This window comes from Streptomyces sp. NPDC127190 (assembly GCF_042672505.1).
Classification (GTDB): Bacteria; Actinomycetota; Actinomycetes; order Streptomycetales; family Streptomycetaceae; genus Streptomyces.
Genome location: NZ_JBHXVE010000018.1, coordinates 70,345 through 90,322 on the forward strand (window position 1 = coordinate 70,345; position 19,978 = coordinate 90,322).

Here is a 19,978-nt window from a genome sequence, read left to right on the forward strand (position 1 = left end):
CCCGTCGGCCCCCCCGCGTTTGTGGTGGTGGTCCCGGGGGGGGTCCGCGGGGGCGTGGTGGGGCGCCTCGTGTCTGTTGCCTTCCGGCACCGGCGGCCGAACAAGCGCGGCGTGCATGTTCGGCACGGGCCGCTTCGAGCAGACTGCGCCAGGACGTCACGGTGGGCCGCCGGCGCAGCAGGGCACGGCGTTCTCGCTCTGTCATGCCTCCCCAAATGCCGTGCTGGATGCGACGGTCCAGAGCGAATGCCAGACATTCCGTGCGTACCGTACAACCGCTGCACACAGCTTTCGCTTCATTTTGGGCCGCCCCTTCAACGAACAGTTCGTCCGGGGCACTGCTGCGGCATGCCGCGTAGGCTCCCCATTCGTCATCCGCGATCATCCGATTCCGTCCTCTTCCCCAGGGCGTGCCGCCGTTCTTACCTGTGCCTGACCGGTGACGGCCGCAGCCAACTGGGTGGTATGCCACGCGGCGGCACGGTCATCGCTGCCATGCCGCCGCGTCACTCCACCACTACCCCACACGCGCATGCCCAGTGGGAGGCGATCTACGCGCTTCACGTGCTGTGACGTGCTGCAATGTATGGCGAGAGGCGACCGGGGCAGGGGCGGAACAAGCCCTCCGCCCACTTCTGAAGCGGTGTATGCCATGTCCTCATCGATGTCTCCGGGACCGCTGTCGACCAGGCCATCGGCGTCCTGACCGTGCTGGGCCAGATCAGGCCGTGTGACGGGTTCACGGTGCCGCGGGAGGTCTGACAGCACACCGACATGAAGCTGTCCGGCGTCGCGGAACACGTCCTCAAGTCCGCTCAGGGCGCGGCCCTGCCCGATGTCCTGCTGGGGGAACTGCAGGCGGCGTTGGCTCGGCATGCTGTTGGCTCGGGTCCCGTTTGAGGGGCAGACGGTCGCTCTACAGGGGCTGGCGTCCGGAGATGGCGCCGCCCGGGTCGTCGGCCAGGGCGAGGCGGGCGGTGATGCGTTTGCCGACCGGTTCGCGCTGCGCTTCGAAGCCCTGGGCGACGGCCATGACGATCTCCAGGCCGTGTTGGCCGACCCGGCCGGCGTCTGTAGCGCGGGCGACCGGCAGCACGGGGTCGGAGTCCCACACGACGACCTCGATCATGTCACCGATGATCTTCAGGTCCAGCAGCACCGGGCCAGGGGCGTACTTGCGGGCGTTGGTGACCAGTTCGCTGACCACCAGCTGGGTGAGGTCCATGGCACGCTGCGAGACGGGCAGGCCGTGCTCGGCCTGAACCCGGGTGAGGAAGCCGGCGGCCAGGTGGCGGGCGTGGGCGATGTCCGTGCCGTCTCCGACCAGGGCCACGCTGGTCTGGATGACCGGCCTGCCCGGCGCCGCGCCGCCTGCCGGCGCCGGGTCTGATTCCATCACAACCGCCATTCGCTCCCCCGTTCACACAATCCCCCAGCGCGTACCCGCGCAGTCGCGGATCACGCCATGCCCTTTCTGTCGGATCGGCCACACACCGGCACCGCTCCTACCGGGCGGCACTGCGCGTGAGGGTCTGCGTGTGCCAGGATCACGGCATGTCTGAGGCAGAGATGACGGGCACGGAACACGCTGGGCAGGCCGGCCAGCTGTCGGTCGTGACCACCGCCACCGACGGCATCCGCGTGCTGACCCTGGCCGGAGAGATCGACCACCACACCGGCGACACACTCCGTCAGGCCCTGGACGCCTCCAGCACTCCCCGCCCCCGCATCGTGGTGGACATGCGCCAGGTCACCTTCATGGACTCCAGCGGCATCAACATCCTCATCGCCGCTCACCGGGCCCTCAGCGAGGCCGGCGGCTGGCTGCGTCTGGCCGCACCCGGCGAGTCCGTGATGCGCACCATCAGCATCGTCGGCGTCGACGCCGTCATCGACTGCCGCGCAACACTCCGCCAAGCCCTCACCATCTGACCTGGGACAGGTCCTCGACTATCGATCACGCGCAGGCATGGGTGCGCGGCCGAGAAGACGTCCCTACCCCAGACGCGGCGGGAGCGCCTGTAAGGGATCTGCGGGAGGGTCCGCTGCGGGGAGCCCCACCGCGACGGACGCGTGAACTGGTGAGCACGGGATACCAGCAGGTCATGAGGTTGCTGGCCGCAGTGCACGAGAGGGACCGCCGTCTGACCAAGCGCATGGCTTCCTGGCGGGAACCGGCGCTTCACCGCACGCTGTCGGCGGTGGAGGAAACGGCGGAGAGCACCAAGTTGTGGTGCGGTGCCGCGGCGATGATGGTCTGGGCCGGCGGGTGGAGGGGCCGTAAGGCGGCGGTAGCCGGTCTGGCGGCTCTCACCTTGGCGGAGCTGGTGTCCAATGGTGTGTGCAAGCAGGTGAGTGACAGGCCGCGGCCACCCAAGGAATGGATCCCTCACGACGAGGTCGAGGACCGGCCCGATTCCTCGTCGTTCCCCTCCGGGCACACCGCGGCAGCTGTGGCCTTCACCGCAGGGATCGCCCCCTCCTGGCCGCTGGCCGCTACGGTCTGCGCGGTGCCGGCCGCCCTGGTGACCGTGGAGCGGGTGCAGTCCGGCGCCCACTACCCCAGTGACGTCGCCGCCGGCGCCGCCATCGGCCTCGTCAGCGCCTGGCTGGTCAGGCGCCTGCCGCAGCTGGCCCTGCGTATGTGGCGGTGACACGAGCGGGACGTTCCGCGTGCGGGCCCGCGGTCAGGCGGCGGGCCGCCGCCGGCTGGTCTGCGGACGCGTCAGAGAACCTTGCCTGCCGCCCTCGATGAGACGCAGGTGCCGGGTACGGGCGTGGCGGGGTGGCCGCGGGGTGCGCGACAGCCAGTCCTCGACACGGTCCATGCCGTACAGCAGTACAGCCACAACCGGCAGCAGCAGGCAGGCGACGATGACCACGGTCTCGGGCTCCCTCACGGCAGACAACCGTGAACGGGTGCCCGCGCCGCACCCGGCCAACGCCTGACAGGGCCGCCGGACACCCGAGGGCGGTGAGGTAGATGTCGGTGTCGTGCGCGGCCGGCAGGACCGACTTGCCGGAGATGACGGTGGCGAGCAGGAACAGGACGGGCAGGAAGGTCGTCGTCCACCATGGCTTCCTCCAGGACCAGCTGCAGACTGGCCGCAAGGCGGGTCAGCGGGGCGCGCGGGCGGACCCTGGCCGCATCCAGGACCGCCGGCGCGATCGTCTGGATGGCGATCCCGCCGAGGAGGTTGCCGACCGCGACAACGAGCTGGCCGGCCATCGCCGCACTCACCGTGATCGCGATCTCGGACAGGTTCGTCGCGATCGCCAGCAGGCAGACCACCCAGCGCGCTGCCCAGGTGAAGCCGTTCGGCGAGCGGACGCACCCCCGGGCAGCGAAAGTCGGCTCGCGCGGCCGGCAGGCACCCGGCCGGGCGGTGTCCTTCCCGCACAGGCACGGCCCGCGTGCTTCGGGGTACATGCTGGGAGTGCGCGGCGCCCGGCACGGCAGAAGGTGTGCGAGGCGCCGTTGGCACGGTCCGTTGCGGCAACGACCGGAAGGCCGGGTGGGATGGCACGTACGCGGGCGGAAGCCAGTGCCCGGCATCCGCGGCATGAGCGCAGAGGGGAGGCACGGCTTCCGGCGGTGCTCGCGACCCTCGCCGCGATCGCCCTGTACCTGGTGCTGCCGCAGCGGCTGCTGATCGCTCCCCGGTACGTCCTGCCCGCCCTGGAATGCCTGCTGCTCATCCCGCTCATCGCCATCAACCCCAAACGGCTGACCCGGCAGACGAAGACGTTCCGCGTGCTGTCGCTGACGCTCGTGGGCGTCATCGCGGTCAGCAACCTCGTGGCGCTGGCCATCCTGATCCACGAACTGGTGTACGCCGGAGTGAAGGACGGCCGGTCCCTGCTGGTGGCCGCGCTACAGGTCTGGCTCACCAACATCATCGTCTTCGGGCTGGCCTACTGGGAGCTGGATCGGGGCGGTCCGGTCAGCCGCACCCAGGCGCCCCGCTCCGCCCTGCCCCTGGCGGACTTCCGTTTCTCCCAGGATGAGAACGACGACGCCGTCCAGGAAGTCGCCGACGGCGCGAGTGCCACCTCGGACTGGGTCCCCACCCTGATGGACTACCTGTACGTGTCCACCACCAACTCCACCGCCTTCAGCCCGACCGACACCATGCCGCTGTCGACCCGCGCCAAGATCCTGATGGCCATCCAGAGCATCTCCGCGCTCCTGACCTCGCTCCTCGTGATCGCGCGGGCCGTCAGCATCCTGCACTGAACAGGCCCCCTTCGCCCCCTTCGCGTCCACCCGGCGTACGTCCACCGCGCCTCCGGCGTACCCCGCCCACCCCCACGGCGCCGCACCGCTTCCGTGTTGCTCCCCGATGCCCGGCGAGGACACTGAAGACAAAGGCGAAGGGTCAGGAGGCGCTGTGTGGCCGCCACGCACAGGCCGGCGGGTGCTCCTGGCGGCGTTCGCCCTCCTGGCGCTGCTCGTAGCCGGCGTCGGCGGGTACGCGCTGCTCGGCTTCTCGCTGCCCGACGCCGTCTACATGACGGTGATGACGCTGACCACGGAAGGGTTCTCCGGCGCCGACCGGCTCACCGAGGCCGGCAAGCTCTTCACCGCCGCGCTGGCGGTGGTGGGGGTCGCGGTCTTCGTCGCGGCCCTGGGGCTGATCGGGACAGCACTGGTGGAGGGGCGGTTCGGGCCCGCGGGAAGGAGGCGGCGCATGCAGCACCGCATCGACACGCTGCGCGACCATTTCATCGTCTGCGCCTACGGGCGGGTCGGCCAGGCCGTGGCCCGCGAGTTCGAGGCCGAGGGCGTCCCCTTCGTCGTCATCGAGAGCAAGGCCGCCCTGGAAGAGCAGCTGCAGCGTGAGCGCGCGCCCTACCTGATCGGCAACGCCGCCTCCGAGCAGGTGCTGCGCCGCGCGGGCATCACGCACGCCCGCGGCCTGGTCTGCGCGGTCGACTCGGACGCCGAGAACGTCTACATCACCCTGATCGCCCACTCCCTCAACCCCTCGCTCGCCATCGTCTCGCGCGCCTCGGAGGCGGCGTCGGCCGAACGCCTCACCCACGCCGGCGCGAGGAGCGTGGTCTCTCCCTACATCACCAGCGGCCGGCGGATGGCTCTGCTGGCCGTCCGCCCGCACGTGGTGGACTTCCTGGAGTTCACCCGGGCCGGTAGCTCCGACGTCCGGATCGAGGAGATCCGCTTCGATGCCGGCTCCCACCTCGTGGGCCGGCCCCTGCGACAGGCTTGCGGCGGAGCGCTGCCCCTGCTGATCCGCCGCGCCGACGGCGCCCTGGAACCCAACCCCGATCCCGAGACCGCCGTGCAGGCCGGCGACACCATGATCGTGTTCGGTGACCCCGGCGCCCTGCGACCCATCGAAGACGAGTAGGTGAAGTGCAGGTGCGCGCGAAGCTCGTCGGCCTCCTCGGCGAGGAGTACGAGGTGCAGTGGCGTGACCGCCGTACGGCGTCTGCGGCGAAGCAGGCCGCCATCGCCACGCGCACGGAGTCCAGGGACGGCCGGTACGAGCTGGAGATGGCTCGGCGCCGTCCTGCCCGCCGTCGTCGACCACGAGGTCTACGTCGGCGCCCTTCGCCAGCTCATCCGCGCCGCCGCGGACCCCGGACGGCATCCGAGGGAATGTAGGCAGGCCAGCTCACCGCCGAAGTCGAAGCGGGCGGGCCGCGCGCCTCCCCCTGACCGTTGTGCGCGAGCGGCCCCGCGCCATCATCGACCGCTACAAGCCGGCCTGACCCACAGGCTCGGCAAGCCCCCCGGCTCAGCCCGGCCGCAGCACAGCACCACAGGCGCGCCGTGCGCACCGCCGGGTCGTAGTACCCCGGTACCACCTGACCGGTGGTGTTCAGCCCCCTGGTACCACCGGAAACGGCAGGTCACGGCCCTAGCGTGAGAAGGGAGGCGTCGGGCGTCCGGGCGCCGAGTCCGAGGGAGAGAACGCGAATGATCGAGGCACAGCAGCTCACCAAGAGGTACGGGGAGAAGACAGCCGTCGACGGGCTGGATTTCACCGTGAAGCCGGGCACGGTGACCGGATTCCTGGGTCCCAACGGTGCGGGCAAGTCCACGACGATGCGCATGATCGTCGGACTGGACGCGCCGACCGGCGGCTCCGTGACGGTGAACGGGCAGCGCTACGCCCGCCACAAGGCGCCGTTGCAGGAGGTGGGCGCGCTGCTGGAGGCGAAGTCGGTCCACCCCGGCCGCTCGGCCCACAACCACCTGCGTGCCCTGGCGCTCACCCATGGCATCCCGCGCCGCCGGGTCGACGAGGTCGTCGAACTCGCCGGTCTCGGCAGCGTCGCGAAGAAGCGGGCCGGTGCCTTCTCGCTCGGCATGGGCCAGCGGCTGGGCATCGCGGCCGCCCTGCTCGGCGACCCGCAGACCGTGATGCTGGACGAACCCGTCAACGGACTGGATCCCGAGGGCGTCCTGTGGATCCGCAACCTGCTCACCTCCCTCGCGGCCGAGGGACGCACGGTGTTCGTCTCCTCCCATCTGATGAGCGAGGTGGCGCTGGTGGCCGATCACCTCATCGTCGTCGGACGGGGGCGGCTGCTGGCCGACACCACCGTGCAGGACCTGGTCCGCGAGGCCGGCGGCGACACCGTGCGCGTCGCGACGAACGACCCCGCGCGACTGCGGGACGTGCTGGCGGGGCCGGGCGTGGAGATCACCGGGCGCATCGGCTCGGAGGAACTGCAGGTGACCGGCGTCCCCGCTCGGGAGATCGGCCTGAAGGCGGCCGAGCACGGCATCCCCCTGTTCGAGCTCACCACCAAGGCGGTGTCGCTCGAGGAGGCGTTCATGGAACTGACCCGGGACGCCGTGGAGTACCACGGCTCCACGACCGGCACTGAGACCTCCGGGAGCGCGGCATGAGCACCCTCACGGCAACTCCGAAGACCCCTGAGACCCCCGAGACCGCCCCGGCCGCGTCACGGCCCGTCCACCGGGTGACCGGACGGCGCGTGCTGGCCTCGGAGTGGGCCAAGCTCTGGTCCCTGCGCTCCACCTGGATCACCCTCGGCCTGGGCCTGGTGTTCCTCGTGGCCTTCGGCGTCATCGCCGCGAGCCACTACAAGTCCAATCTCGGCTCCGGCCGTCACATGGACCGCGACTTCGCCACCGCGACCGCCGCGAGCCTGTCCCTCTTCGGCACGAACTTCGCCCAGCTCGCCCTCGGTGTGCTCGGCGTTCTGGTCACGGCGGGTGAGTACTCCACCGGCATGATCCGCTCGACGCTGGCCGCCGTGCCGCGCCGGCTGCCCGTGCTGTGGTCCAAGGCGGCGGTGTACGGGCTGGTCGCGCTGGTGATCGCGACCGTGGGCGCGTTCATCGCCTTCCTCATCGGCAGCCGGATCGTCTCCGGCACGCCCGCCGCCATGGGCCTCGGCCACGCCGGCGTCGTCCGCAGTCTGCTGGGCGCCGGGCTGTACCTGGGCTTGGTCGGGGTGATCGGCACCGCCCTGGGCGCGCTGCTGCGGTCGGTGGCCGGTGGCATCTCGGTCCTGGTGGCCGCGCTCATGCTCGTCCCCGGGCTGGTCTCCCTGCTGCCCAGCTCCTGGCAGGGCGACATCAGCCCCTACCTCCCCAGCAACGCGGGCGAGTCGATCTTCGCCCTGACCCATGACTCGACCACCTTGTCACCGGGCGCCGGGCTGCTGGTCTTCCTCGGCTGGACGGCGCTGGCGCTGGCCGGTGCGGCGTACCGGCTGCTGCGCAGCGACGTCTGAGCGGCAGCCACCCGCATCATGGTCCGGTGACCTCCATGACCACCGAAGATCTCAGCGGAACGGGACAGCTGGTCGCCCGGCTCGGCCGGGCCGGCCAGCGGTTCCGGCATGCCGACCGGGCGCGACCGTGGGTGCTGGACAGCGCGGTGGTGGCCGGGGTCTTCCTGCTGTTCTGTCTGCCGGACCTCCTGCACGCGATGGGCGTGACCGGCGGGGACGGTGACGGCGACGGCCCGCACCGCCTCCGCGGCGTGTTCACCCGGTTGCCGGTGACGGGCATGCTCGCCCTGCAGGCCGGGCTGGTGCTGCCCCTGCTGTGGCGCCGCCGGGCGCCCGCGGTCGCCTTCGGCGCCGTCGCCGCGGTGTTCGTCCTCCAGTGGTCCCTCGGCGCCGCCCTCCGTGCGGACGTCGCCCTCTTCGTCGCCTTGTACAGCCTCGCCCTGCACGGCCGGCTGCGGCAGCTGCCCTGGGCCTGCGCGATCAGCGCGGGCGTGCTGGGCCTGGTCGCGGCGCGGGTGTCGGCAGCGGTGTCGGTCGGGGACGCACTGTTCTTCCTGCTCAGCACGGCGACCGCGGCCCTCGCACTCGGCCTGGTGATCCGCATCCGGCGGGCCCAGCTGGCCGGGCTGCGAGACCGCGCGGCTCGGCTGGAGATCGAACGCGACCAGCGCGGCAGACTCGCCGTCGCCGCCGAACGGGCCCGGGTGGCTCGGGAGATGCACGACATCGTCGGGCACAACCTGTCCGTCATCATCACCCTCGCCGACGCCGGGGCCTACGCCGCCGGCGTCGCTCCGGAACGGGGCAAGGAGGCGCTGCACCTCATCGGGGACACCGGCCGCCAGGCCCTGGGCGAACTGCGCCGGGTGCTCGGCGTCCTGCGCGAGGCCGACGGTCCGCCGACCGAGCCCGAGCTGAGCCCGCAGCCCGGTCTTACGGACATCGACGCGCTGTGCGAGGGAGTGCGCGCCGCCGGCCTGGAGGTCGTCTACCGTACGGCCGGAGACATCGACGCCCTGGACAGCGGGGTGCAGCTCACGGTCTACCGCATCGTGCAGGAGGCCCTGACGAACACCCTGAAATACGCCGGGACCGGGGCGCGTGCGAACGTGGCGATCGTCCTGGAGGACACCCGGCTGACCGTCACCGTCCAGGACACCGGCCCGCCCGTCCCGGCCGGCCGCCCGCGTACCGCGAACGAGGAAGGACACGGCCTGGTGGGCATGCGAGAACGAGCGGCGCTCTACGGAGGGCACGTCAGCGCGAACCCCGCGGGCGCCGGCTGGACGGTGCGGGCCGACCTCGACCTCACCCCCCAGGACGGTGCCCGGTGACCACCGTGCTGATCGTGGACGACCAGCCGCTCCAGCGGTACGGCTTCCGCATGCTGCTGGACTCCGTGCCCGAGACGGACGTGGTCGGTGAAGCCGGGCACGGAGCGGAGGCGGTGCGCATGGCGGCCGAGCTGCGTCCCGACGTCGTCCTCATGGACGTACGAATGCCCGGCATGGACGGCATCGAGGCCACCCGCCGGATTGTCGCCGCCGGCGATCGCTCCCGCGTCCTCGTCCTGACCACCTTCGACATCGACGAGTACGTGTACGCGGCCCTGCGCGCCGGAGCCAGCGGGTTCCTCCTCAAGGACGCCCGCCCCGAAGAACTCCTCGCCGGCATCCGGGCCGTGGCGGTGGGCGACGCGGTGATCGCACCCGCTCTCACCCGCCGCCTGCTGCACGAGTTCGCCCGTCTCGTACCCTCCGGAGGCAACGGCTCTGCGGAGAATCCACGCTTGGCCTCCCTCACCGACCGCGAACGAGAGATCCTCGTGGCCATCGGCAAGGGCTGGTCCAACGGCGAGATCGCCACGCGCTTCGTCCTGTCGGAGTCCACGGTGAAGACGCATGTCGGCCGCGTCCTGTCCAAGATCGGCGCCCGCGACCGCATCCAAGCGGTGATCTTCGCCTACGACCACGGCCTGGCCCGACCTCAGGTGGGCTGAGCCCACGACACCAGCGACGGACCAGCCTCCTCGGACAGGGGTGGTCCGTGTGCACTCCTCCGCCTGACGGCTGCAATCGCCGGATCCGCTGCGCTGCTGATGAAGGCCGATGTCCTCCCGGGCGCCGGCGAACTGGTCGGCGGTGGCCGGGGGCGGGCGGCGTACGCGCGTACGGCGTCGGCGGCCGTGGGGTCCAGCTGCTGCCGGGCGGTGTCGGCGGCGGTGGCCGGCTGTTCGCTCATCGAGGGCTCTGCAAGGCGCGGAACGGGCGGGTCTCACCACGGTGTCGCCGCATCCTGGCGGCCCGGGCCCACTCCGGCGGAACTCGCGGGGGCGGCCCCAGCGGCGCCTAGCGCTCAGGTGATGGCGTTGTTCACGTGAGGAACGCCAGCGTCGTGACGGCCTGCCCGTGGTGTGCTGGTTGCCCGCTCGGCCACCTCGTGGCGCTCGCGCATTTCGGCGATGTCCGGGTGCCTCTCCATCTGCGGCTCGAGGCGCTTCACCAGGCGCTCGGCACGCGAGCGCAGGGCGCCTGAGGACGCCGGTGAGGACACAAAGGCGGCGAGGAAGGGCAGCCTGCGTGCCGCAACGCGCGGCCGGCACACCGAGGTGAGCCCCGCGGGTCCGGGTCCCGGAACGTCCGGGACCGCGGGCTCACTCGCTTGCCTGCAGACGGCGCAGGGCTACCTCGGAGTCCTGGTCGTCGGGCAGGTAGGCCAGGAAGTGGTGGCCGGGCTCGTCCACAGCGGCCAGTTTCACGTACTGGAGGCGCAATTCGCCTACGGCGGGATGCCGGAAACGACGGACCGAGGGCTCGAATCCGGCTGTCTCCCGGCGCTCGTACCAGCGGGCCGCGTCACCGTCCGACAGCAGCTCGCCGATCAGTTCGGCGAACCGGGGATCGTTCGGCCGGTGAGCGGCCCGTGACCGGAACTGGCCGAGCAGGGCGCGGGCCTCGTGTTCCCAGTCGGCGAGCAGGGTGCGCGCCGGCGGCCAGCGGAACACCAGCCAGAGGAGGTTGCGCTGCTTGGGGTGCAGCCGCGCCGGATCGGTCAGCAGGGCGGCATACCCGGCGTTCCACGCCAGCAGGTCCCAGTGCGGGTCGAGGACCACGGCCGGGTGGGGTGTCATGGCCTGCACCAGACCGAGCAGGTTGCGTGACACCCAGGTGGGAGCATCGGCGGGCGGCCTGCTCTCCTCCAAGAACGACAGCACGTGCGCGGTTTCCGCGGCGTCCAGTCGCAGCACCCGTGACACCGCGCGCAGCACCTGCTCCGAGGTACGCACCCGGCCCTGTTCCAGCCACGTGTACCAGGAGACGCTGATGGCGGCGAGTTCCGCGACCTCGGCCCGCCGCAGCCCCGGGGTCCGGCGCCCCGGGGCCTCCGGCAGGCCCACGTCCTTCGGTTTCAGCCGCTCACGGCGGGACCGCAAAAAGGCCCCCAGTTCACGGCGGGGGGACTCGCCCGACGGCATGAGGAGGGCGCTCACCGTCCACCATGCCGGCGACCGGCCCCGGCCGGCGGTGCACCGTGGTCCGCAAAGGGCGAGGTCCAGGTCTCCCGGGGCGACGGCCTGCCGCGCGTCATCGTGCCTCTCCTCAGGACAACGGGCGTCCGCCCGAACGCGGCCGCTCTCTTGTGATGCTGCCGTCACCAGCGGCGATGCCGAAGCGGCAGGCTGTGAGTGATGGTAATAGCCAGCGGTCTGTGCGCCGCACGGCCCGGTGCTGAACTGGTGACAGACCGCGTCCGCCCAGGAGCGGTTCTCTGTCACCCGTTCTCGTCGAACCCTTCAGGAAGGGAGCGGCCACCCCGTGACCACCACCGCGTCGACACCGGTGACGACCTTGCCGGCGTCCTCTCTGCGCCTGCTGCGCACCGCTGGATTCGTCAGCAATTTCGACCGCTTCTGCATCGCACCCATGCTGGTTCTCATCGGTCCGCAGCTCGGAGCTCCGCTTCCCACGGTGGTGCTGGCTGCGAGCGGCTACTACCTCGCCTACGGGCTGATGCAGCCGGTGTGGGGAGTGGCCAGCGACCGCCGGGGCCGTGTGTGGGTGATGCGGGTGTCGCTGGCGGGCGCGGCACCGGCCGCCTTCGCCTCGGCCCTCGCTCCCGACGCCCCTGTGCTGATCGGGGCCCGCGCCCTGGCCGGGACCTTCTTCGCCGCCTCCATCGCCGCCTCGTTGACGTACGTCGGCGACACGGTGCCGGCCGCGACACGCCAGCGCCCCCTCAGTCAGCTGATGACCGCGTTCGCGCTCGGCACCGCCGTGGCCACGGTCGTCGCCGGAGCGCTGGCGCATTACCTCACCTGGCGGCTGGTGTTCGCGCTGCCCGGTGTCCTCGCCGCCTACCTGTCGGTGGTCCTGCGTCGTCTGCCTGAGCCCGAGCGGGTCCGCTCCGGATCACTGCTGGCGCCCTTCCGCGTGGTCCTGTCCTCCCGGTGGCAGTGGTTCGTCATGACCGTGGCGATGCTGGAGGGAGCAGTGCTTCTCGGCTTTCTGACCTACCTGGCCCCGGCCCTGGAGGCGCACGGAGTTCCCACCACCTTGGCCGGCGCGGTCGCGGCCCTGTACGGGGTCGGTTCCATGGCGGCGGCGCAGGTGGTCAAACGGCTCGTCGGACAGTGGTCGCCGGTGCGCCTGATCGTGGCCGGTGGGGTGCAGATGGCTCTGGCGTACCTCCTCGCCGGCTACAGCCAGTCCACCGGGGCGCTCGTCGTGGTCGCGCTGCTCCTCGGGGGCGGCTGGTCCTTCATGCACTCCACGATCCAGTCATGGGCGACGGCCCTGTCGCCGACGGCCCGCGCAACGGGCGTGGCCCTGTTCGGCGTAGCCCTCTACGTGGGCAGCGCCGGGGCCACCGGACTGGCGGCCTCCACAGCTCAAGCGCACGACTACCGCCCCCTGTTCTGGCTGGCGGCGCTCCTGACCGTGCCCCTGACAGTGGCCGCGGCGGCGGGCCGGGCCCGCTACCGCTGAGGGTGCCTCGCCTACGTGCCCGCGCAGCCCACGGGTCCCCAAGCCCGGCGCAGCCGCAGGGCACCGGCGTTCATCCGGGAGCCCGCCGGGAATACACCGAAGCCCGGTCGGCTCGCCCCAAGTCCGCCGAACATGAGCTCGGCGTGTGCTTGAGGGCCGACCTGATGCGCACACAAGGAACCGGCACCGGCGCCTGACAGGGGCAAGCGTGCGTGCTGCTCGCACTGTACGGCTGCCGGGGGACGGGGGTTCAACGAACGGCCAGCAGGCTGTACAGAAGGGGGATCCGCGGCTCGGGCAACCGCCACCAGCCGGCGTCCGTACGGACCATCCGCGGCCAGCGCGGCCAGGGAAGCTCGTCGCTCTCCCGCAGTCGCCGGACGCCCATTCCCGCATCCGTCAACGCGTTCACGACCTCACCGATGCCGTGCATCCACTCGTAACTGTCCGTGGCGCCCTCGACGGCCGGGCCGTCGGTGTAGGTGTAGGTGGCATCCCGATGCACCGGACCGGAGCCGCCCAAGTAGTCGTGGCGCAGCAGCAACTCAGGCCCCTCACCCGGACCGGGTGTCGGGCCGAGCGCGTTGAGCAGCGGGTGGAACTCCACGACGTACAACCGCCCGCCCGGCCGCAGCAGCCTGGCCACGACGTCCGCCCACCGATCGAGGTCCGGCAGGTAGCACAGGGCGCCCTTGCCGGTGTAGACGACGTCGAATTGCCGGCCCTCGAGCGCCGTCACGGCGTCGTACACGTTGGCCTGGACGTAGGTGACGTCGAGGCCCGACTTCGCGGCGAGGTCCCGCGCGGCCGTCACGGACGCCGCCGAGAAGTCCAGGCCGACAGCCCGGGCGCCACGCCGGGCGAGGGCGAGCGTCTCCGTGCCGAGGTGGCACTGGAGGTGCAGCACATCCCGGCCGGACAACTCGCCGAGGTCCTCCCACTCGAACGCGGCGAACCAGCGCTCCGGATGCAGGTCCGCGTCCAGGCCGTAGAACCGGCTGGTGACGTGGACCGGAGTGCGGGCGTCCCAGTTCGCCTGGTTGGCGCGCATCAGCCGCGCGTGCTCGGCAGAGGTCATGAGGACATCCAACCGCGCCCGGGCCGTGCGCGGGGGAGGAAAAACGGAAATGCCCGGACCGGTGCCGCTCCGGACACGAGGCCATGCCACGTGGCTGAGCCCCCGTGTCTGCGCTCGACGCCGCCGTCGTAGGGATGACACAGCCGCCTCGCCCGGACATGGAGACTGTGTGTCTGTGAGTCACTACCCAGGCTCTTCTGGCGACTGGAGGACGCCATGACCGCGCACAAGGTGGTCTCCGGGGCATCGCCGCGGCCGAGCGGGCGACGCCTGCTGCTCGGTGTCGTCTGGGACATCGTGGTCCCGATCGCGTTGTACTACGGCCTGCGTGCCGCCGGCGTCAGCGTCTTCGTCGCGCTGCTGGCCGGTGCCTTCGTGCCGGCGCTCACCACGGTGGTGCAGTGGCTGCGCACCCGCAGCCTGGAGGGCATGGCGGGCTTCGTCGCCGGCACCATGTTGCTGGGCATCGCAGCCGCGCTGGTCAGCGGCAGCCCGCGGTTCATGCTGGCCAAGGACGGGTGGCTGACCGGCGTGGCCGGGCTCTGGTTCCTGATCTCGATCGGGGCCCGGCGCCCGCTGCTCTTCCACGGCGGCCGCCCTCTGTTGGAGGGGCGGTTCCGATCCGACGGCACGTCCTGGGATGTGCTGTGGGAACGCGAGCCGGCCTTCCGGCGGATCTGGCGGGTCTCGACTGCGATCTGGGGCGTGGCGATGCTGCTCGACGCCGTCGTGCGGGTCGTGATGGCCTACACCCTGCCGATGGACCTGGTGCCCGGCCTCGGCGCACTGCTCTGGCCGGTCACGCTGGTGCTGCTGCAACTGGTCAACGGCGTCTACTACGAGCTGGCCGGGCTCTGGCGGCTGACCGCCGGCACGACCACGAACTCGCCGGAAGGCTGAGCGCCCGCCTGCCGCGGTTCAACCACGCTGCCCGGCTCACCCGAGCCGTCGACGCCGCCCGCTCATGCGAGGCCGCCGGCCCCGCCCTGGCCACCGACCCCCGACGTCGCCAAGGTGTTCGCCGGGTCCGACCGGGGCGAGCTGCCGCGCCTCGTCGGTGTGGTGCGGCGCAACCTCTTCCAGTTCGGCGATGTGTACATGCACCTCATCGAGTCCGAGCGCGAGCCCGGCCCGGCCATCGCCAAGGTCACCTCGCACCCCGAGTTCCAGGACGTCAGCGAGCGGCTCTCGGCGTACGTCAGCGCCTACGACCCGGAGACCTGGCGGTCCCCGAAGGACGCCATGGCGCAGCGCTTCTACCTCTGGGAGCGCGACACCCGCGGCTGAACCCGCCCTCCGGACGCCGGTGCCGGGCCCGCACACCGCGGCCGCCGAGCACGCCCGGCCGGGTTGCCACCCTCCCCCGGCACGCCGCCGTCGGCGATGATCTGCGCGCTCTGCCCCCGGGTGAGCCGTGTCTCACCGCGGCAGCGTTGCTATGCAACGAGGTGCATAGCAAGATCGGGGGCATGGCGCTCGAGCATGCGATCCTCGTTTCCCTGCTGGAGAAGCCGGGCTCAGGCTATGAGCTGGCCCGGCGGTTCGAACGGTCCATCGGATACTTCTGGACCGCCACTCACCAGCAGATCTACCGTGTGCTCAAGCGCATGGAGAGCGACGGCTGGGTCGACGTCCGCGACGTCCCGCAGTACGGGCGTCCGGACAAGAAGGAATACTCCGTTGCGGGACCCGGACGGGACGCGCTCTCCGCGTGGCTCCACGACCCGACCGAACCCGAGAGTGTCCGGCACGACCTGGCGGTGAAGATCCGGGGTGCCGCCTTCGACGACCCGGCCGGCCTGATCCACGAGGTCGAGCGGCACCGGCAGGCGCACATGGACCGCCTCGCCCACTACCTCGCGGGCGAGGCCCGTGACTTCGGGGACCCCGGCGCGGACGGTCCGCTCGACGCCGAACGGGAACTCCAGCACGTCGTGCTGCGGGGCGGTATCGCGTACGAACGCATGATGATCGCCTGGCTCGACGACGTCCTCACCACACTGGCCCGCTTCGACGTCGAACACTGACCTGCCGAGCGGGCCTTCACCGGGACCCTGACCGTGCCCGGCCCCACCCTCATCCATCCCAGCCGAAAGGCGGCATCCGTGACCGACGCGCTGCTCTTCAACCCGCGCACCTACGACCCCGCGCACTTCGACCCGGAGACCCGCAGGCTGCTGCGCACCACCGTCGACTGGTTCGAAGAGCGGGGCAAGCGCCGGCTGACCGAGGACTACCGCAACCGCGCCTGGCTCGGCGACTTCCTCGCCTTCGCCGCCAAGGAAAATCTCTTCGCGACCTTCCTCACCCCGGCCGCCGCCGCAGAGGGCGAGGCCGACAAGCGCTGGGACACCGCCCGCATCGCCGCCCTCAACGAGATACTCGGCTTCTACGGCCTCGACTACTGGTACGCCTGGCAGGTCACCATCCTGGGCCTCGGCCCCGTCTGGCAGAGCGACAATCCCGCCGCCCGGGCCCGTGCCGCCGAACTGCTCTCCCAGGGCGAAGTGTTCGCCTTCGGCCTGTCCGAAAAGGCCCACGGCGCCGACATCTACTCCACCGACATGCTGCTGGAGCCCGACGGCAACGGCGGCTTCCGGGCGAACGGCTCCAAGTACTACATCGGCAACGGCAACGCCGCCGGCCTTGTCTCCGTCTTCGGCCGGCGCACCGACATCGAAGGCCCCGACGGCTACGTCTTCTTCGCCGCCGACAGCCGTCACCCCTCGTATCACCTGGTCAAGAACGTCGTCGACTCGTCGAAGTACGTCAGCGAGTTCCGCCTCGAGGACTACCCCGTAACGCCGGAGGACGTGCTGCACACCGGCCGTGCCGCCTTCGACGCCGCCCTGAACACCGTCAACGTCGGCAAGTTCAACCTGTGCACCGCCTCGATCGGCATCTGCGAGCACGCGATGTACGAGGCCGTCACCCACGCGCAGAACCGGATCCTCTACGGCCGCCCCGTCACCGCCTTCCCGCACGTACGGCGCGAACTGACCGACGCCTACGTCCGGCTGATCGGCATGAAGCTGTTCAGCGACCGCGCCGTCGACTACTTCCGCAGCGCGGGTCCCGACGACCGCCGCTACCTCCTCTTCAACCCGATGACGAAGATGAAGGTGACCACCGAGGGCGAGAAGGTCATCGACCTGATGTGGGACGTCATCGCCGCCAAGGGCTTCGAGAAGGACAACTACTTCGCCCAGGCCGCCGTCGAGATCCGCAGCCTGCCGAAGCTGGAGGGCACCGTCCACGTCAACCTGGCTCTGATCCTCAAGTTCATGCGGAACCACCTCCTCGCCCCTGTCGCCTACGAGCCCGTCCCGACCCGTCTCGACGCGGCCGACGACGACTTCCTCTTCCGGCAGGGGCCGGCCCGCGGCCTGGGATCGGTACGCTTCCACGACTGGCGGCCGGCTTTCGACGCGTACGCCCACCTGCCCAACGTCGGCCGGTTCCGCGAACAGGCCGACGCGCTGTGCGAGTTCGTACGCACCGCCGCGCCCGGCGAGGAGCAGAGCCGGGACCTCGACCTCCTCCTCGCCGTCGGCCAGCTCTTCGCACTCGTCGTCCACGGACAGCTGGTCCTGGAGCAGGCGGCCCTGGCAGGCCTCGACGAGGACGTGCTCGACGAGCTGTTCGCCGTCCTCGTACGGGACTTCTCCGCGCACGCCGTCGAACTGCACGGCAAGGACTCGGCGACCGAGGAGCAGCAGTCCTGGGCACTCGGTGCCGTCCGGCGCCCGGCGGTCGACGAGGCGCGTTCGGAGCGTGCCTGGCGCCGCGTCGAGGCACTGTCCGGGGCGTACGAGATGATGCCCTGAGGCCCCGACGATACCTCCGACCGCTTCGCGGAGTACGGCGCTGGCCGCCGTACTCCGCGAGCTCTCGGCCGGTCAGTGTGCCGCGGTTTGGCCGAAGGCCGACGGGTTCACGGCGACTGATCGTTTCACACATGCCGCTTCGTCTGGACGAGCCCCGCGAGGAGGAGCTCCAGTTGCTGAGCCGCACCTTAGGCTGCCCCTGCGGGTGATCGAGGAAGCCGTCCAGGCCCGTCAGCGCCCCAAGCGGGAGCGCTGGGCCGACGTGCCGGCGGTCGCGGTCGAGACGCTGTGGTTCGCGCCTGCCGTCGGAGACGACGGTGGGTCACCAGGCGACAGGGAGCTGGAGGGGGAAGCGCCGGATGGTTGCGGTGTCCCAGCGAAGTTCGTGGGCGGGTACGGCAAGGTGCAGGCGGGGGAAGCGGGTGAGGAGGGCGTTGATCGCGATGTGGAGTTCGGCCAGTGCAAGGGCTGTGGCGGGGCAGTGGTGTCCGCCCCAGCCGAATGTCATGTGAGGGTGGGCAGGACGGTAGGGGTCGAGTACGTCGGGGTGAGGGAAGACAGCAGGGTCGCGGTTCGCAGTCAGGTATGACACGTGCACGTAGTCGCCGGCGCGGATGCGGCTGCCGCAGATTTCCACGTCCTCAAGGGCCAGACGGGGGATGCCGACGCCTTTGCGGAACGGCAGGTAGCGCAGGAGTTCGTCCAGGGTGGGCGGCAGGTCCTCGCGGTGGTGCAGCAGGTGTTCCCATTGCCCCGGGCGGGTCAGCAGGGTATAGGCGATGTTGCTGATCTGGCAGGTGGCGGTGTCGTTGCCGCTGAGGATGAGCGTCAGCGCCAGGACAGCCGCCTCCTGGTCGCTCAACGGGTCCTCGTCGTCCGGGCCGGGGGCGGTCAGCTGGCTGACGAGGTCGTCCCCCGGCGCTGTGCGTCGCTCCGCGACCAGGGCGGTGAAGTAGTCGCGCAGGTGCGCTTTGGCGGCTGCGGCCGCCTGCTGTGCCGTCGGTGAGGTGGCCAGCATCTGCTGGGTGTGATGCAGCAACTCGTCCCGGTCGGCATCGGGCACGTCCAGCAGTTCGCAGATGGTGTGTCCTGGCAGACGCGCAGAGAGGTGGTGGGCGAGGTCGGTCGGCGGCCCGTGCTCGGCCATCTCCTCCAGCAGGCGGCCGGCCACGCGCTCGATGGCCGGCTTCATCCGTTCGACATTCGTGTGCGTGAAGGCCGCGGCGGCCGGGCGCCGCAGCCGGGTGCTGTGCGGTGGGTCCAGGACATTGATCGACTCGGCGGAGACGATCGGCTCCGGTGTAAGGCGGGGGTAGTCCCGGCCGACGATGGCGGCGCGGCTCAGACGCGCGTCGGTGGTGACCTGCCGGACGCCGTCGTAACTGGTGACGAGCCAGGCCTCGCGCTCGCCGTACGGCAGACGGACGCGCGTGACGGGTCCCTGCTGCATGAGGCGGGTCAGCAGTGGATCGAAGTCGAGGCCGTCACTGAAGTCGAAAGAAGCAGAGACCGCAGGAGGAATCGCCACGGACTCGGCTGCGTCGTCGGGCCATGCGGGCGGATGGGGACGGCCGGATGGCGACACCTCCCACCCGTCGAACATATCTGGCATATAACGCATTCTGTGTCAGGTGCCGTGTATTCGCACTCCTTCCGAGCCGAAACCGACAACGCGCTGCGGGAGGCCGGCAGCCCCTTCCCGCCCATGCAGACGTGGCGCAACGGCCTGCGCGACGGCACGTGGCGGCTGATGGAACGCGATCCTGAGGCGCCCCGGTCGCGGTATCCGGTGCCGTGGCTGGTGCCTCAATGGCGCACGCAGGAGATTCTGCGGGACAGGCTCCTGGAGCTGGGCGGGACAGTGGAGTACGGCACTCGGCTGACGTCCCTGGACCAGAGCGGCCAGCAGGTGCACGCTGAGCTGACACGAGCCGACGGCAGCCGCCGGACCGTGAGCGTGCCGTACCTCGTCGGCGCCGACGGCGGACACGGCACCGTCCGCGAGACGCTCGGCATCAGGATGAAGGACGAGGGCGGCTCCCTGCACGCGGCGGTGGTCGCGGACGTCCGCCTCGACGGCCTGGACCGCGACCATTGGCACATCTGGCCGGACGCACCGGGTGGCGAACTCCTGCTCTGCCCGCTGCCCGGCACCGACATGTTCCAGCTCAACGCCAAGGCGGACGGGGAGGAGCGCGAACACACCCCGGAACGCATCCGGGGCCGGCAGGCAGCCCGCCATCGAGGAAGGGGCGTTCCTCACCTGGCCCAGCCTCACGCCGAGGGTCGCGGCCAGGAAGGTACTCGCCAGCGGCGGGCAGCGCGGAGTGATAGCTGGCGATGACCACGGT

Annotated in this window: 20 protein-coding genes and 1 pseudogene; 14 read left to right on the forward strand and 7 right to left on the reverse strand. The window is 71.0% G+C overall.

What is annotated here, in order from left to right:
- Both ACFVIU_RS25875 and ACFVIU_RS25880 read right to left on the reverse strand, forming a co-directional pair.
- On the reverse strand, positions 1-385 hold a 385-nt coding region (locus ACFVIU_RS25875; RefSeq protein WP_385845468.1), incomplete at its 3' end, for a WhiB family transcriptional regulator.
- Between the two features lie 531 nt (positions 386-916).
- Positions 917-1,396, reverse strand: a complete 480-nt coding sequence (locus ACFVIU_RS25880) for an ATP-binding protein (protein ID WP_385845366.1) — start codon at positions 1,394-1,396, stop codon at positions 917-919.
- Positions 1,397-1,554: 158 nt separating this feature from the next.
- Here ACFVIU_RS25880 and ACFVIU_RS25885 point away from each other — a divergent pair, with 158 nt between their 5' ends.
- Positions 1,555-1,932, forward strand: a complete 378-nt coding sequence (locus ACFVIU_RS25885) for an STAS domain-containing protein (protein ID WP_385845367.1) — start codon at positions 1,555-1,557, stop codon at positions 1,930-1,932.
- 149 nt (positions 1,933-2,081) lie between these two features.
- Positions 2,082-2,654, forward strand: coding sequence for a phosphatase PAP2 family protein (locus tag ACFVIU_RS25890; protein WP_385845368.1), 573 nt, complete (start codon positions 2,082-2,084; stop codon positions 2,652-2,654).
- Positions 2,655-2,687: 33 nt separating this feature from the next.
- Here the strand turns inward: ACFVIU_RS25890 and ACFVIU_RS25895 are convergent, their stop codons facing one another.
- A complete protein-coding gene (locus tag ACFVIU_RS25895; RefSeq protein ID WP_385845369.1) occupies positions 2,688-2,900 on the reverse strand; it encodes a hypothetical protein in 213 nt (70 codons plus the stop codon).
- Complete coding sequence (locus ACFVIU_RS25900) at positions 2,897-3,430, reverse strand: hypothetical protein (RefSeq protein ID WP_385845371.1); 534 nt, start codon at positions 3,428-3,430, stop codon at positions 2,897-2,899. The genes ACFVIU_RS25895 and ACFVIU_RS25900 overlap by 4 nt, the downstream gene beginning before the upstream one ends.
- 165 nt (positions 3,431-3,595) lie before the next feature.
- Between ACFVIU_RS25900 and ACFVIU_RS25905 the strand changes: the two genes are divergently transcribed.
- The 6 genes from ACFVIU_RS25905 to ACFVIU_RS25930 all read left to right on the forward strand — a co-directional run bounded on the left by ACFVIU_RS25905 (position 3,596) and on the right by ACFVIU_RS25930 (position 9,736).
- On the forward strand, positions 3,596-4,237 hold the full coding sequence (locus ACFVIU_RS25905; RefSeq protein WP_385845372.1) for a hypothetical protein: 642 nt from the start codon (positions 3,596-3,598) through the stop codon (positions 4,235-4,237).
- A gap of 181 nt (positions 4,238-4,418) precedes the next feature.
- Positions 4,419-5,372, forward strand: coding sequence for a potassium channel family protein (locus ACFVIU_RS25910; protein ID WP_385845374.1), 954 nt, complete (start codon positions 4,419-4,421; stop codon positions 5,370-5,372).
- Between the two features lie 572 nt (positions 5,373-5,944).
- The gene (locus ACFVIU_RS25915; protein ID WP_385845375.1) at positions 5,945-6,883 is read left to right on the forward strand and encodes an ATP-binding cassette domain-containing protein; all 939 of its coding nucleotides are present in this window, start codon (positions 5,945-5,947) and stop codon (positions 6,881-6,883) included.
- Positions 6,880-7,737 (forward strand): ABC transporter permease, encoded by an 858-nt coding sequence (locus tag ACFVIU_RS25920; protein WP_385845376.1) that lies wholly within the window; start codon positions 6,880-6,882, stop codon positions 7,735-7,737. Before ACFVIU_RS25915 ends, ACFVIU_RS25920 begins: the two co-directional genes overlap by 4 nt.
- Positions 7,738-7,772: 35 nt before the next feature.
- On the forward strand, positions 7,773-9,071 hold the full coding sequence (locus tag ACFVIU_RS25925; protein ID WP_385845378.1) for a sensor histidine kinase: 1,299 nt from the start codon (positions 7,773-7,775) through the stop codon (positions 9,069-9,071).
- The gene (locus ACFVIU_RS25930; RefSeq protein WP_385845379.1) at positions 9,068-9,736 is read left to right on the forward strand and encodes a response regulator; all 669 of its coding nucleotides are present in this window, start codon (positions 9,068-9,070) and stop codon (positions 9,734-9,736) included. Before ACFVIU_RS25925 ends, ACFVIU_RS25930 begins: the two co-directional genes overlap by 4 nt.
- 654 nt (positions 9,737-10,390) lie before the next feature.
- On the opposite strand, the gene ACFVIU_RS25935 is transcribed toward ACFVIU_RS25930, so the two are convergent.
- Complete coding sequence (locus ACFVIU_RS25935) at positions 10,391-11,227, reverse strand: helix-turn-helix transcriptional regulator (RefSeq protein ID WP_385845380.1); 837 nt, start codon at positions 11,225-11,227, stop codon at positions 10,391-10,393.
- 325 nt (positions 11,228-11,552) lie between these two features.
- Here ACFVIU_RS25935 and ACFVIU_RS25940 point away from each other — a divergent pair, with 325 nt between their 5' ends.
- Positions 11,553-12,722, forward strand: a complete 1,170-nt coding sequence (locus ACFVIU_RS25940; protein WP_385845381.1) for an MFS transporter — start codon at positions 11,553-11,555, stop codon at positions 12,720-12,722.
- Between the two features lie 250 nt (positions 12,723-12,972).
- Here ACFVIU_RS25940 and ACFVIU_RS25945 read toward each other — a convergent pair whose 3' ends face one another.
- A complete protein-coding gene (locus ACFVIU_RS25945; RefSeq protein ID WP_385845382.1) occupies positions 12,973-13,800 on the reverse strand; it encodes a class I SAM-dependent methyltransferase in 828 nt (275 codons plus the stop codon).
- Between the two features lie 216 nt (positions 13,801-14,016).
- Here ACFVIU_RS25945 and ACFVIU_RS25950 point away from each other — a divergent pair, with 216 nt between their 5' ends.
- The 4 genes and pseudogenes from ACFVIU_RS25950 to ACFVIU_RS25965 all read left to right on the forward strand — a co-directional run bounded on the left by ACFVIU_RS25950 (position 14,017) and on the right by ACFVIU_RS25965 (position 17,627).
- Complete coding sequence (locus ACFVIU_RS25950; RefSeq protein ID WP_385845383.1) at positions 14,017-14,700, forward strand: VC0807 family protein; 684 nt, start codon at positions 14,017-14,019, stop codon at positions 14,698-14,700.
- Between the two features lie 99 nt (positions 14,701-14,799).
- Positions 14,800-15,087, forward strand: a pseudogene (locus tag ACFVIU_RS25955) (TcmI family type II polyketide cyclase); the annotation flags it as partial.
- A gap of 182 nt (positions 15,088-15,269) precedes the next feature.
- Positions 15,270-15,827 (forward strand): PadR family transcriptional regulator, encoded by a 558-nt coding sequence (locus tag ACFVIU_RS25960; RefSeq protein ID WP_385845385.1) that lies wholly within the window; start codon positions 15,270-15,272, stop codon positions 15,825-15,827.
- Between the two features lie 78 nt (positions 15,828-15,905).
- On the forward strand, positions 15,906-17,627 hold the full coding sequence (locus ACFVIU_RS25965) for an acyl-CoA dehydrogenase family protein (protein ID WP_385845386.1): 1,722 nt from the start codon (positions 15,906-15,908) through the stop codon (positions 17,625-17,627).
- A gap of 322 nt (positions 17,628-17,949) precedes the next feature.
- Here the strand turns inward: ACFVIU_RS25965 and ACFVIU_RS25970 are convergent, their stop codons facing one another.
- Positions 17,950-19,155 carry a cytochrome P450 gene (locus ACFVIU_RS25970; protein WP_385845388.1) on the reverse strand — a complete coding sequence of 402 codons (1,206 nt, stop codon included), beginning with the start codon at positions 19,153-19,155 and terminating at the stop codon, positions 17,950-17,952.
- Positions 19,156-19,263: 108 nt separating this feature from the next.
- Between ACFVIU_RS25970 and ACFVIU_RS25975 the strand changes: the two genes are divergently transcribed.
- Positions 19,264-19,971, forward strand: a complete 708-nt coding sequence (locus ACFVIU_RS25975; RefSeq protein WP_385845389.1) for an FAD-dependent monooxygenase — start codon at positions 19,264-19,266, stop codon at positions 19,969-19,971.
- Positions 19,972-19,978: the final 7 nt, after the last annotated feature.

Bases quoted from the DNA above. Each gene is read 5' to 3' on its own strand.
- ACFVIU_RS25945 (WP_385845382.1), bottom strand. From the start codon at position 13,800: ATGACCTCTGCCGAGCACGCGCGGCTGATGCGCGCCAACCAGGCGAAC.
- ACFVIU_RS25920 (WP_385845376.1), top strand. From the start codon at position 6,880: ATGAGCACCCTCACGGCAACTCCGAAGACCCCTGAGACCCCCGAGACC.
- ACFVIU_RS25880 (WP_385845366.1), bottom strand. From the start codon at position 1,396: ATGGAATCAGACCCGGCGCCGGCAGGCGGCGCGGCGCCGGGCAGGCCG.
- ACFVIU_RS25960 (WP_385845385.1), top strand. From the start codon at position 15,270: ATGGCGCTCGAGCATGCGATCCTCGTTTCCCTGCTGGAGAAGCCGGGC.
- ACFVIU_RS25950 (WP_385845383.1), top strand. From the start codon at position 14,017: ATGACCGCGCACAAGGTGGTCTCCGGGGCATCGCCGCGGCCGAGCGGG.
- ACFVIU_RS25900 (WP_385845371.1), bottom strand. From the start codon at position 3,430: ATGTACCCCGAAGCACGCGGGCCGTGCCTGTGCGGGAAGGACACCGCC.
- ACFVIU_RS25885 (WP_385845367.1), top strand. From the start codon at position 1,555: ATGTCTGAGGCAGAGATGACGGGCACGGAACACGCTGGGCAGGCCGGC.
- ACFVIU_RS25915 (WP_385845375.1), top strand. From the start codon at position 5,945: ATGATCGAGGCACAGCAGCTCACCAAGAGGTACGGGGAGAAGACAGCC.
- ACFVIU_RS25925 (WP_385845378.1), top strand. From the start codon at position 7,773: ATGACCACCGAAGATCTCAGCGGAACGGGACAGCTGGTCGCCCGGCTC.